Here is a 12194-nt window from a genome sequence, read left to right as displayed (position 1 = left end):
AATTTGTAATTTCATTATTCAGTTTTATTAGCTTAAATTTATCCAACAAAAAGGCAAGTCTTTTTCTTTGAAGTGCGTTTTGACTATTCTCAAACCCTTTTTGCAAATATGGAATTGTATCTTCTCCTAGCTCATTAATTTTTTTATTGACATTCTCAAATATGAACTCGTCTTCGTCATCCAATAACGCGATTAAGGCTTTAATTTCTTCTACATTACTAATGTTTTCCATTGCTACTGTTTTTAAATAAGTAATTTTAGTTTTTCACTTCTTTTAGCTACAGCAATAATATAACTGCATTCTGCTATCGCTTTAATTTGGTTAAAATGTAAATATTCAAATGTTTTTTCTACCAATTCTCTTCCTATTCCTTTTCCTCTTAGCCGGTTCGGGACTTCTGAATGGACAAGATGATAGCAGTTGTTTTTTACTATATATTCAATTTTAGCAAAATCATCGCCAACTCTCATTACAAACATGTTTAAATCTGGATAATGTTGAATTCCTGAAGTTTCCATTATTTTTTAATCCTTTCTTTAAATATTTTTTCAAATTTTTCTATTTTGGGTTGAATCACCATTTGACAATAGGGTTCTGATATATTGCTCGCATAGTAGTCCTGGTGAGAATTCTCCGCTTTATAAAACTTTATTAGAGGTTTTACTTCCGTTACTATAGGGTTATTATACACTTTTGCTTTGTTAAGAGCAACAATAATTTCTGTTGCAATCTTTTTTTGTTCATTATCTTTATACAATATAATAGATCTATATTGTGTTCCTGAGTCTGCTCCTTGACTATTTAATGTAGTTGGATCATGAACTGTAAAAAACACTTTTAAAATCTCTTCAACTGAAGTTTTATTAGGGTCAAAAACAATTTGAGTTACTTCCGCGTGTCCAGTTTTACCAGAGCTTGTTTCATAATAAGATGGATTTTTTGTTTGTCCTCCTGCATAACCCGATACAACAGACTTTACACCATCTAATTTTTCGTATATGGCTTCAATACACCAAAAGCAACCGCCTCCAAGAGTAATTGTATCAGAAGTAGCTTTTACAATTTCTTTTTTGGTTTTTGAAGCAGGTTCAAACGACAACGAAACAGAGTTCACGCAATATCTTTTCCCAGTTTCTGTTGGCCCGTCATCAAAAATATGCCCTAAATGTCCGTCGCATTTCGCACAATTTATCTCCACCCTTTTCATGCCTAAAGTAGTATCTTCTTTCGTGGTAATTTTTCCACCTGCTATTTCTTTGTCAAAACTAGGCCAGCCACAATGTGAATCAAACTTCATTTCATCTGTAAACAACTCATTACCACATCCAGCGCATTTATATATTCCTTTATCTTTATTTAATAATAATTCCCCAGTATAAGGCTTTTCTGTTCCTTTTTCTCTTAATACGTAATATTGTTCAGCAGAAAGTTCTTTTTTCCATTCGGCATCTGTTTTGTTTACAGAACTTATTGCTAAATTTTTTATTTTTTCTGCTTCTGAATTTGAAGTGCTTTGTGCACAAGATTGTAATGTGAAGGCTGTAAAAACCATCATTGCAATTTTTATAAAATTGTTTTTATTTTTCATGCTCTCTGTTTTTATATTTGTTGTTTTTAAATAAACCTCCAAGCTATTACACTTGGAGGAATACCAACTAATTAACCTAATTATGAAAAAACTACTTTATTGTTTGCAAAAATTCAATTGCTTTTTCTGTATTTAAATGATAATCATTAAAAACAACGTTGTCATCTTGATCAATAAATATGAACCAAGGCGTTCCCCCAGTTCTATAATTATACATTATATTAGAAATGTTTCTTGTGGAATCATCTCCATTGTCTTGCCCAAAAGGAATTTTTAAATTATACTTTTTTTGTACTTCAAGCATTTTCTCATAAGTATTACTACTTGCACCTTCAAATACTGTTTGAACTGCTAAAAACTTAACGTTATCATTATCCTTTAAAGCATCAGTCATTGCTTGTAGTGATGGCAGTCCAATGCTATGACAACCTGGACACCAGCTTTGAAAACAGTATACGACTTTAAACTTTCCGTTATAATCAGATAATTGAATTGGCTTGGTTTTATTTCCGTTTTCATCTACCCATTGTTCAATTTTCCATTCAGGAGCTTTTAGACCCTCTATCCCATAATTATTTTTTGTTGTATCCATTTTTTTTACTTTTATCTTTATACTATCTTCTTTTTGCCCCTTGCAATCGAAAGTTGCAAATGTTAAAATCATTAATAGTAAATATTTTATTTTAAGCATTTTCTTTTAATTTATCAGCATACATTTTTCGGAGTTTATTTACCTTTGGAGTAATTACAGCATTACAATATCCTGCTGAATTATTTTGATTATAGTAGTTTTGATGATATGCTTCCGCTGGATAAAAATCACCAAGAGGACTAATTTCAGTTATTATTTTATTATTAAAAATTGGATTAATTATTGCAATGACTTCTTCTGCTACAGTTTTTTGGTATGTATTGTGATAATAAATTACTGATCTGTATTGTGTGCCATAATCTGCACCCTGTTTATTTAAGGTTGTTGGGTCATGACTAGTTATAAATACAGCTAATAACTCATCGTAAGTTATAATCTCAGCGTCAAAAGTGACCTGAATAACTTCTGCATGCCCAGTATTTCCATTACAAACCTCTCTATATGTTGGGTCTTTTGTTGTTCCGCCTGTATACCCAGAAATTACCTTTTCAACACCTTTTAATCTTTGGATTATAGCTTCTACACACCAAAAGCATCCTCCTCCTAATGTAGCTTTTTGTATATCTTTCATTCTTTTTGTAAATTTTTATTAAGCATTTACCCTACAACTCCCATGGTAATCTTGATGATAATCTTCTGCTTCATAAAATTTATTTAATGCTTTAATTTGAGTAGTGTATTTTCTAATCCCATTTTCATCGCTTAGCGTTTTTTCTATTGCTTCTTTTTGTTCATTATTCCGGTACAAAATAATGGATCTATATTGTGAAACAGAATCTGCATTTGAACTAGAATTTGTTCCGTATTTAACGATAAATTTTTTTGTTAGGGCTTCTAAAGAAATTATATCTGCATCAAACTCAACGTTTACAACTTCTGCATGTCCAGTTCTTCCACCGCATACATCAGAATAAGTAGGGTCTATTGATTCTCCTCCTGCATAACCAGAAACAGCATCGATAACTCCAGGAATATCTTGTAAAAACTTTTCTACTCCCCAAAAACAACCTCCTCCAAAGGTTATAAATTGTATGTTTTTCATTTTAATTGGTTTTTGATATTATTAATCTATTTTTTTCATCGACACTGAATTAATACAGTATCTTAAACCACTTGGTTGTGGTCCATCTTGAAACACATGCCCTAAATGACTATCGCAGACATTACACATTACTTCGATTCTAATCATTCCAAAAGAACCATCTTTGTGATATTTTATGGCATTTTCCTTAATTGGAAGTGTAAAACTTGGCCAACCTGTTCCACTATCAAATTTTTCACCTGAATCAAATAATTCATTATCACAACAAACACAACCATATTTACCTGGTTCATACCTTGAACAATGCTCGCCAGAAAATCTAGCTTCTGTTCCTTTTTTTCTTGTGATGTAAAATTCTTCTTCCGTTAATTGTTGTCTCCATTCTTCATCTTTTTTTTCAACTCTTCTATCTGGTGCTGGATTTCCATTGTTTGCAAAGTTTAGTACATCGTTCCATTTTAATATTTTATCTTTCATAATGTTTAGGTTTTAATTATTAAACAAAGTTATATACACATTCCTTTTTACTTATATTTTAAAATACCTTTTTATTTGTTTATTTTTCCTTGATTATTGATTTTTTACCAATCGGTTAAAATGAGAAATATTTTATATTTGTAAAATTATTTTCTTTTAAAACAAAAGCATTAAAGGAAAAACTTACTTTTCTATTGCAAATTTACTCAACAAAAAAAAGGAAGTTCTTTTTTGAACTTCCTAAATATTTATAAATATTTCCTTTAAATTAATTATCCCGAATAAATGTAGGTGATTTGTTGGTGTGCTTTTTTATAAAATTACTAAAAGCTTGAACATCACTAAAAGAAAGTTCTTCCGCAATTTCTTGTATTGGAATTTTCGAATATTTTAAAAGTCTTTTTGCTTCAAGTAATCTTCTATTATTGATAATTTCAATAGGAGATTTATCTATATGCATTTTAAAAAAATTAGACAATGTTTTTGGTGATTTAAAAAGCATGTCAGCATAAGCAGCAACTGTTGTCTTGGTTTTAAAATGTTTTTCTACAAGAAAATTATATTCTCGAATTATTCCTATTGCCTTAGAATCTTCATTAATATCTAAGTTTTGCTGCCTGTATTTTCTAACACTTAAAATTAAAAATCTTTTTAACAACGATTTAAGCATTTCTAAAGAATAATCGTCTTTCTGTTCAATTTCCATTTCAAGAACTTTCCAAATTAATTCGAATTGTTTCTTTTCCTCATGATCGATTCGAATTTTTGGAATTGTTGATGCCCCAAAAAACAAGAGTCCTTTACAACCTACATCACTATCATGATTTTCAACACAATAAAAAGGTTGATTAAACTGGATTACTCTTAATTTTTCAAATTCAATTTTCTGTATCGTATGAAAGCTGGTTAAAAAAAGAAAACAATCTTTTTTAACGGCTATTGGCTGGCTATCTATTATAAATTCTGCTTTAGTCCCAATATTCCATATAACAGACAATCCTGTTTTTAAGTCTTTATTAAACATGTACATTCTTTCAGGAACTATCTCTGATACAAATAGATATTCTTCTAACGTGCCTTTAAAAACCATATAGTTATTTGCTTAATTTTATTTTTTATCCATAAATGGATATTTATAATTTGTAGGCGGAACTAAATTTTCTTTTATAGTTCTAGCTGATGTCCAGCGAAGCAAATTAATTTTAGATCCAGCTTTATCATTAGTACCACTTCCTCTTGCACCTCCAAAAGGCTGCTGACCTACAACCGCTCCAGTACTTTTGTCATTAATATAAAAATTACCTGCTGATTGATTTAGCCTGTTGCTTGCAACTTCAATTACTTCTCTATCTTGGGCGAAAAAAGCACCTGTTAAAGCGTAAATTGATGTTGAATCTACTAAATCTAGAATTGCTTCAAATTCACTATCTTCATATACATATAAGGTTAAAATTGGTCCAAACAATTCCTCACACATCGTAACATACTTTGGATCATTAGTTTTAATTATTGTTGGCTGTATAAAGTAGCCGATTTCTTTACTGTTTATACTTTGGGTTATTACTTCTGTATTTGAATCCGCTTTGGCAGCTTTAATATATGAATTTAATTTATCAAAACTTTTTTCATCAATAACTGCATTCATAAAATTTGTATAATCTTCTGGGCTGCCAATTTTTATTGCATTTACTTGTTCTACTAATTTTTCTTTTACTGCCGGCCAAATACTGTTTGGAACATAGGCTCGTGAAGAAGCAGAACATTTTTGCCCTTGATATTCAAAAGAACCTCTTATTATTGCTGTTACAAAAGCATCGATATCTGCACTTGAATGTGCCATAATAAAATCTTTTCCACCTGTTTCCCCAACGATTCTAGGGTAAGATTTATATTTTTGAATATTATTCCCAATTTTTTGCCAAATATTTTGAAAAACTGCAGTGCTACCTGTGAAATGAATCCCTGAAAAATCTGGGTGATTAAATATAACTTCTGCTGCATCAGGGCCTGTTGGAAATATCATATTTATTATACCTTTTGGCAATCCTGCTTCTTTATATATATCCATCAAAACTTTAGCACTGTATATTTGTGCATTACTTGGTTTCCAGACTACCACATTGCCCATCATGGCAGCACTTGTTGGTAGATTACAGGCAATCGAAGTAAAATTAAATGGAGTAAGTGCAAAAACAAATCCTTCTAATGGTCGCCACTCTAATTTATTCCAAACACCATCTGGAGATTCTGGTTGTTCTTTATAAATTTCTGACATAAAATGAACATTAAATCTTAAAAAATCAACTGATTCACAAACGCTATCGATTTCTGTTTGATGAACACTTTTACTTTGACCTAACATAGTTGCTGCATTTAACTTTGCCCTATATTTACCCGCAATTAAATCTGCAGCTTTCAAAAAAATACTTGCTCTATGTTCCCAAGACATATTAGCCCATTGTTTTCTTGCATTGAGTGCTGCATCAATAGCCATGGTTACATGCTCTTTTTTTCCTTTGTTATAAAGCCCTAAAGTATGGTTATGATTGTGTGGTGATACTATATTTATTTTTTCAGAACTTGTAATTTCATTTCCATTGATATACATTGGTATATCAATTACTTCTGATTTAAGTTTTGCTATAGCTTCATCAAGCTGAATTCTTTCAAAACTTCCAGCGACATAATCTTTCACAGGTTCATTTACAGGTTTTTTAGGTGTAAAAATTGCATTTGACATAATGTTTGTTTTTATAAGTTTTCTATTGCTTTTTTAATTTGTAGAGTTGCCATGTCTATGAAAAGCGAATTTTGATTTGCCAAAACAGAAAGTTCTGTACAGGCAAGGATCACTTTTAAATTAGGTTGACTTTGGGCAAATTCTGTCAGATATTTTTTTTTGTAATCAAGATTGCCGTTATATATTTCTATTCTTATTTTTTCGATTTCATTGATAACATTTTCGGTTACTTTAGTCACATAAATATTATTTTGTTTAAGTTTTGATTGAATATAATTTCCTTCCATTGTGTATTTTGTACCTAAAATAATAACATTTTCTATTCCATTTAATTTAAGATGACTAATTAGTAAATCTAATGGATGGATTATTTTAAAATTAAATTTTTCTGTAATGATTAAATTATCTATTGCTTGGTGAATCGTAATATTAGGAATAAGTAGCTCCCTAACTTTCAATGAATTTATATAATGAAGATAGGGGAGGATGTTCCCATTTATATTAATAAAATCATTAGGTAAAAAAGGATTAATTTCATTAAAATTAATATTTACCATTGTAAAAGGACAAGTATTAAATCCTCCATGCTTTTTGTTGTAAAACAAATTTAGAAGTTCTATATAGTAGGTTGTTGATTTTGAGCCTAATCCTATAATTCCCAATTTATTCATTATTGTCTAATTTTTTTCTAAAACATAATTTGCAAAAAATTGTTTAGAATCTGTTATTTTATTTTCCCATCTAATATCTGTTTTAGAAAGAATTTGTTTTAAAACCTGGTCATCGTATTTTCTGGAAACTTCGGTATGAATTAATTCATCTTTTTCAAAATAAAATTCAATCCCATCAATTATAACGCTTTGTTTTATTTTACTTTTAATATAACTTTTTGCAATTCCTATATGTTCATCATATGTTGGTGCATGTTCAAATTGCGCTCTATTAAAATTGGCCCCAAGTTCCTTATTTATTCTATCGAGTAAATTTAGATTAAATTCGGCAGTTACGCCTTTACTGTCATTGTAGGCGGGCAAAACAATTGCTTTAGGTTTTTTTAGGTCTACTCCAAGAATTATCTTATCCCCTTTAAAAAGATTACTCCCTAGCTGATAAATAAATTCGGTAGCAAGTTCATCAACTAAATTTCCAATATTTGACCCTAAAAACAAAATAATTTTTATTGTTCCGTCTTGTTTTAGATTTTCTAGAGCTTTAAAATAATCATTATGATTAGGTTTGACTATTAAGGTTGGAACTTCAGTTCTTAAATAGGATTTAATTCCATCTAAAGCATTTTGAGATATATCTACTGGAAAGTACTCAAAATTAATATTTTTATTAACCAATGCTTTTAATAAATGTACCGTTTTTGTTCCGTCTCCAGCACCTAACTCAATTAAGCTATATTTATTTTCTTTGTTTAAACTTAGTGCAGATATAATATCCTCTGTTTTTTCTTGGAATATCTCCATTTCCGAACGTGTTAGATAATATTCTGGCAAAGCCATTATTTGCACAAATAAATCATCTCCTTTTTTATCATAAAAGTATTTAGATGGAAGAGATTTTTGTGGTGTTTTACTTAGCCCGTCAAGAACCTCTTTTTTAAATTGATTTAACATTATATTTATTTCTAATTAATTTCCTATTAATACAACTGCACCCAAACCACCATCTGCACAAACACTTATTACCGCTTTTTTATTTTCTCCTAGCTGATGCAGTTCTTTTACGGTTTGGCTTAATATTCTAGCTCCTGTTGCTCCAAATGGATGACCTATTGCAATACTACTACCATTGGGATTTAATTTTTTCATTGGGAATTTTCCAAAATCAAAATCGACACCTAGTTTTTGAAGATGCTTTTTATCTTCAATTTTTATAATAGTTGCAAGGACCTGCGATGCAAATGCCTCATGTATTTCCCAGATATCAATGTCATCGTAATTTAGCTTGTTTCTTTCGAGCATTTTTGGAATAGCAACTGTTGGTGCCATTAAAATCCCTTCTTCCTCAATATTTACTCCTGCCAATTCCCAGTCGAGCAATCTAGCTTTATATGGAGAATTAATTTTACTAATTGCATTTTTACCCGCAACCCAGACTCCAGCGGCACCATCTGTAAAAAGAGAAGAATTGCCAGCTGTTATTGTCCCTTTTTCTGAACGATCAAAAACGGGTTTTAAATGCGCTATTTTTTCTACAGATGTTTCTTTTCTTGGGATGGCATCTTTATCTAAACCAAATGCTGGAAAATATAAGTCTTGGTAAAACCCATCTTCTTTTGCTTTAAAATAATTTTTATGACTTAGCACGGCTAATTCATCTTGTTCTAATTTTGGTACATTTAGCCTTTGTCCTGTAATTTCTGCATGCTGACCCATACTTTTTCCTGTACTTCTATTTACACTTTGTGGTGTCTGAATTCGAAGTGAAAAAAAACCGGGGATTAATTTTAATTTATCCATGAAAGATTTAGCTAAAGAAAAATTCTTAATCCAATTTGAAGATTTATCATTTAGCCCAATTTGAACATTACTAAAAGACTCAACACCACCTGCTATTGCAGTTTCGTCATCTGAAATCATACTACTTGCTTCTATAGCTGCAAGTAAAGAGCTGCTACATGCTAAAACTGTAGAAAAAGAAATTGTTTCTTCTTTTAAATTAGAGTCCATTACGACTTCTCTAGCGATGTTACTATACTTTAATGTTGGTACGACTGTTCCCCAAATTACGAAATCGGGTTTGGCTTTTGCTTTTTCTACCATTTTATTTAATACTTCTTTCGACATATCAAGTGCAGATACATTTTTAAGCTCTTTTTCTGCTTTTGCAAATGGAGTTCTTAACCCAGTAGCAATCCAAATTTCATTTTTAACTCTCATTTTGTTTGTTTTTTAATTAATTTATTTACGAAAGAAATTATTATAAATAGGTATAAAAGGCTAAATGGCAATGCCAGAATGATAAGTAAGTTACTAATTGCATTCAGTAAGTCGTTACTACCAACTGCGCTCAGCCCGATCGCGGAAGCTGTGATGATTATGCCCCAAAATATTTTATGTTTTTTTGATGGGTCTTCCTTTCCGTGATCGCTAAATATTCCTAAAACAAAAATAGCGGAATCGACTGAATTAATTATAGAAACTAGTACTAGAATAGTTGCTGAAAAAACAGTAATAATAGAAAGAGGGTAGTGCTCTAAAAAAATAAACAAAGAAGTGAAAACATTATCGAATTGGCTGATGCTTGAATTTTTTACAATTTCGAAAGCACTATTCGCAAAAACAGAAAACCAAATTATGGTTGCAATTGTAGGCACTAAAATGGTCGCAAAAATAAATTCTCTTATCGTTCTTCCTTTTGAAATTCGAGCTATAAATATTCCAGTAAACGGAACCCAAGCCAACCAAAAAGCCCAATAAAAAACAGTCCAATCTTTAGTAAATCGCTCTGAAGCTTTAAAATTCCCTACTGACAAACTCATTTCGAAGAAATGAATAATATAATGATAAATTGCGTAGATTGTATTGTGAAAATAATTTTGAAAATTAAGAAAACAAGCTACAAATAATAATAATAGTAATGATACAATCATGTCAAAATCGGCCAAGTATTTAATCACTTTTGAAATTCCTGTTAGAGCAGACAGTGTTCCTATTATTCCTATTATTGAAACTGTAATCAGCAGTGATTTATAGCCTAAATCTAAATTAAAATATTGATTTAAACCACCTATAAATTGACTTGTACCCAAACCAAGAGAAGCAATAACTCCTGCAATAGTGATTATTATAATGAACAAAGGGATGGTTTTTCTTAATAAGCTGTTTTTAATATTCGATACAATTGCTGTTAAAAAATTCTTCTCATTTCTGTTATAAAGGTTGTAAGCAACAATTAACCCAAAAATGCTATACATTGCCCAAGGAGTAAGCCCCCAGTGGAAAAAAGTGTATTGAAGAGCTATTTGCTTAGAATCATAGACTGTTATAGGTGGTTTTTGCAAATAAAACATTGGCTCTTGAACTGCTCTTAATAACAATCCTGAGCCCATTCCTGTACTATACAGCAAAGCAATCCAAGAGAAATAGGAATATTCTGGATTTGTTTCTCCCATTTTTTTTCTACTAAAAGGCAAGAAAACGATTATTAGTGTAATTAGAACGATTAGTAAGCCAAATGATAAGTAGAAAACTCCAAATTTATCTAAAATAAAATCATTTAAAAAAGACAAAAAAGACATCAACTTTTTAGGAAATAAAATTCCAACAAAACAGAACATAATACTAAACATAATGCCTGAAAGAAACATCTTATTATTGTAAAAAGTTCTCTTATTTAGCATATACTACCTTTTTTAATCTATCATCTTTAATTATGCTTGTTACCATCCATACATATTCCCTTTTTTCTTTATCAAATCCTAACGCTTTAAATGAATTACCAAATGGACAAGCAGGCATGTCAGGATAGTCTATTCGTAATTCAAATCTTTCAGGATTTTGATTAAATATATCTTTATATATTTTAGGCATCCCATATTTCATTGGCGAGCTATCTTCACAAACATACATATCCATAGGGACTTTTAATTTTTCTGAAATAAGTGTATCGTCGTAATAATAAGACCCCATTAGATCAATTAAAAGCCCTTTGTTTTGCGTTTGTTTGTCTTTAATTGTAAATAAAAACTGTGAGTCGATAGCATTTTCTGTGATTTCAAATTGAAAAGCATTTTCCACATCAAAATCATTATGAGCCAAACATTTGTTTGAGTTTGTACAAATTAGGTTATTTCTATCAACAATATAATCGTCTTCATATCCTTTAGCTCTTAATTCAGTAACTGCACCCAATAGATTATTTTCGTTTAATTTCATCTTAAAAATATTATTTGTTTAAAAATTTATTTGTTGTTTGTTTTAAAAATAGTGCTCCGTTAGAAAGGAAAAGATCAACTTCGTTAGGTTCTTTAAAAGGATAAATAACTCCTTTCCAGTTTGAATTCATCCAATATCCAAAATCAAGTTGCTGGTTTATATTAGGCAAGAATGCTTTTCCATCTTTATAAAAACTATTATAGAAATATGGGAATTCAGAAATAGCATCTGCAGGTGCATATCCTCCAAATTGTTCCAATCCGTCTGGATGTTTACAATATATCCCTGTATCAAAATTATAAGGCCAGATTCTTACTTCACTTTTAAAATTGTTATGGGTTAAAAGCTCTAGCAATGTATTATTTACATTAGTCCTAATTTTTTCAAATAAATGGATGGCGTTTTTACTTGGTAAAAAAGGTTTTTCTGTATATGATAGATACTCTGGGTATGGTAAATCCATATTTTGGATTTTTCCCCCTTCCAATCCAATAAGATTCAAATTGTTTTGGAAAGTTTTAATTATGTAATTAAGATTATTATTTCTTGTTAGAACCATTGGTTCCTTAAGTTTAGGGCAGTTGGTGGCAATATGAAAATGAAAATGATTTGGGTGGTATTCAATGGTAGCTATAAAATTATTTGGCAATACTATTTCTCTTGATTTTAAAACTTTTTTATCACTATCCCAAACCATATTAGTATGGCTAAAATCATCTTGTTTTAATAAATATAGGTTTGAGATTTCACCAATTATTTTAGCATAATTATGAATGCTTTTTTCAGCTAATATGTAGTCATTAATTTT

The 12194-nt window shown here is 30.2% G+C and carries 15 protein-coding genes; all 15 read right to left on the bottom strand.

Translation table 11 applies throughout. The features are described 5' to 3' along the window. Nucleotides 1–232, bottom strand: a 232-nt coding sequence (locus PUH65_RS14695) for a hypothetical protein (RefSeq protein WP_305520863.1), incomplete at its 3' end; no start/stop codon positions are given. Between the two features lie 11 nt (nucleotides 233–243). Then, nucleotides 244–519, bottom strand: a complete 276-nt coding sequence (locus tag PUH65_RS14690) for a GNAT family N-acetyltransferase (protein ID WP_116098104.1) — start codon at nucleotides 517–519, stop codon at nucleotides 244–246. Then, a complete protein-coding gene (locus PUH65_RS14685) occupies nucleotides 519–1589 on the bottom strand; it encodes a bifunctional methionine sulfoxide reductase B/A protein (protein ID WP_305520862.1) in 1071 nt (356 codons plus the stop codon). The genes PUH65_RS14690 and PUH65_RS14685 overlap by 1 nt, the downstream gene beginning before the upstream one ends. A gap of 91 nt (nucleotides 1590–1680) precedes the next feature. Further along, on the bottom strand, nucleotides 1681–2280 hold the full coding sequence (locus PUH65_RS14680; protein ID WP_228406620.1) for a redoxin family protein: 600 nt from the start codon (nucleotides 2278–2280) through the stop codon (nucleotides 1681–1683). Beyond that, nucleotides 2273–2812 (bottom strand): peptide-methionine (S)-S-oxide reductase MsrA, encoded by a 540-nt coding sequence (gene msrA / locus PUH65_RS14675; RefSeq protein ID WP_116098106.1) that lies wholly within the window; start codon nucleotides 2810–2812, stop codon nucleotides 2273–2275. Before msrA (PUH65_RS14675) ends, PUH65_RS14680 begins: the two co-directional genes overlap by 8 nt. An 18-nt stretch (nucleotides 2813–2830) precedes the next feature. Then, the gene (gene msrA / locus PUH65_RS14670) at nucleotides 2831–3283 is read right to left on the bottom strand and encodes a peptide-methionine (S)-S-oxide reductase MsrA (RefSeq protein WP_116098108.1); all 453 of its coding nucleotides are present in this window, start codon (nucleotides 3281–3283) and stop codon (nucleotides 2831–2833) included. A 21-nt stretch (nucleotides 3284–3304) separates the two neighbouring features. Further along, the gene (gene msrB / locus PUH65_RS14665) at nucleotides 3305–3748 is read right to left on the bottom strand and encodes a peptide-methionine (R)-S-oxide reductase MsrB (RefSeq protein ID WP_116098130.1); all 444 of its coding nucleotides are present in this window, start codon (nucleotides 3746–3748) and stop codon (nucleotides 3305–3307) included. 280 nt (nucleotides 3749–4028) lie between these two features. Then, on the bottom strand, nucleotides 4029–4850 hold the full coding sequence (locus tag PUH65_RS14660; RefSeq protein ID WP_116098110.1) for a helix-turn-helix domain-containing protein: 822 nt from the start codon (nucleotides 4848–4850) through the stop codon (nucleotides 4029–4031). Nucleotides 4851–4868: 18 nt separating this feature from the next. After that, nucleotides 4869–6500 carry an L-glutamate gamma-semialdehyde dehydrogenase gene (pruA, locus tag PUH65_RS14655; RefSeq protein WP_116098112.1) on the bottom strand — a complete coding sequence of 544 codons (1632 nt, stop codon included), beginning with the start codon at nucleotides 6498–6500 and terminating at the stop codon, nucleotides 4869–4871. Nucleotides 6501–6511: 11 nt separating this feature from the next. Next, nucleotides 6512–7171 carry an aspartate/glutamate racemase family protein gene (locus PUH65_RS14650; protein ID WP_116098114.1) on the bottom strand — a complete coding sequence of 220 codons (660 nt, stop codon included), beginning with the start codon at nucleotides 7169–7171 and terminating at the stop codon, nucleotides 6512–6514. A gap of 6 nt (nucleotides 7172–7177) precedes the next feature. Continuing rightward, entirely contained in the window at nucleotides 7178–8122 is a 945-nt protein-coding gene (locus PUH65_RS14645) for an L-histidine N(alpha)-methyltransferase (protein WP_116098116.1), read from the bottom strand. A 15-nt stretch (nucleotides 8123–8137) separates the two neighbouring features. After that, a complete protein-coding gene (locus PUH65_RS14640) occupies nucleotides 8138–9388 on the bottom strand; it encodes an acetyl-CoA C-acyltransferase (RefSeq protein ID WP_116098118.1) in 1251 nt (416 codons plus the stop codon). After that, a complete protein-coding gene (locus tag PUH65_RS14635; protein ID WP_116098120.1) occupies nucleotides 9385–10851 on the bottom strand; it encodes a BCCT family transporter in 1467 nt (488 codons plus the stop codon). The genes PUH65_RS14640 and PUH65_RS14635 overlap by 4 nt, the downstream gene beginning before the upstream one ends. Further along, a complete protein-coding gene (locus tag PUH65_RS14630; RefSeq protein WP_123904566.1) occupies nucleotides 10841–11386 on the bottom strand; it encodes a hypothetical protein in 546 nt (181 codons plus the stop codon). Before PUH65_RS14630 ends, PUH65_RS14635 begins: the two co-directional genes overlap by 11 nt. 10 nt (nucleotides 11387–11396) lie before the next feature. After that, nucleotides 11397–12194: hypothetical protein (locus PUH65_RS14625; RefSeq protein ID WP_305520861.1), on the bottom strand; the 798-nt coding region annotated here is incomplete at its 5' end.

Origin of the sequence: Kaistella sp. SH40-3 (genome assembly GCF_030686865.1) — a bacterium.
In the GTDB taxonomy this organism is placed as follows: domain Bacteria; phylum Bacteroidota; class Bacteroidia; order Flavobacteriales; family Weeksellaceae; genus Kaistella.
The sequence above is the reverse complement of the archived record's forward strand: the minus strand, read 5'-3'. Positions and strand labels throughout refer to the sequence as shown.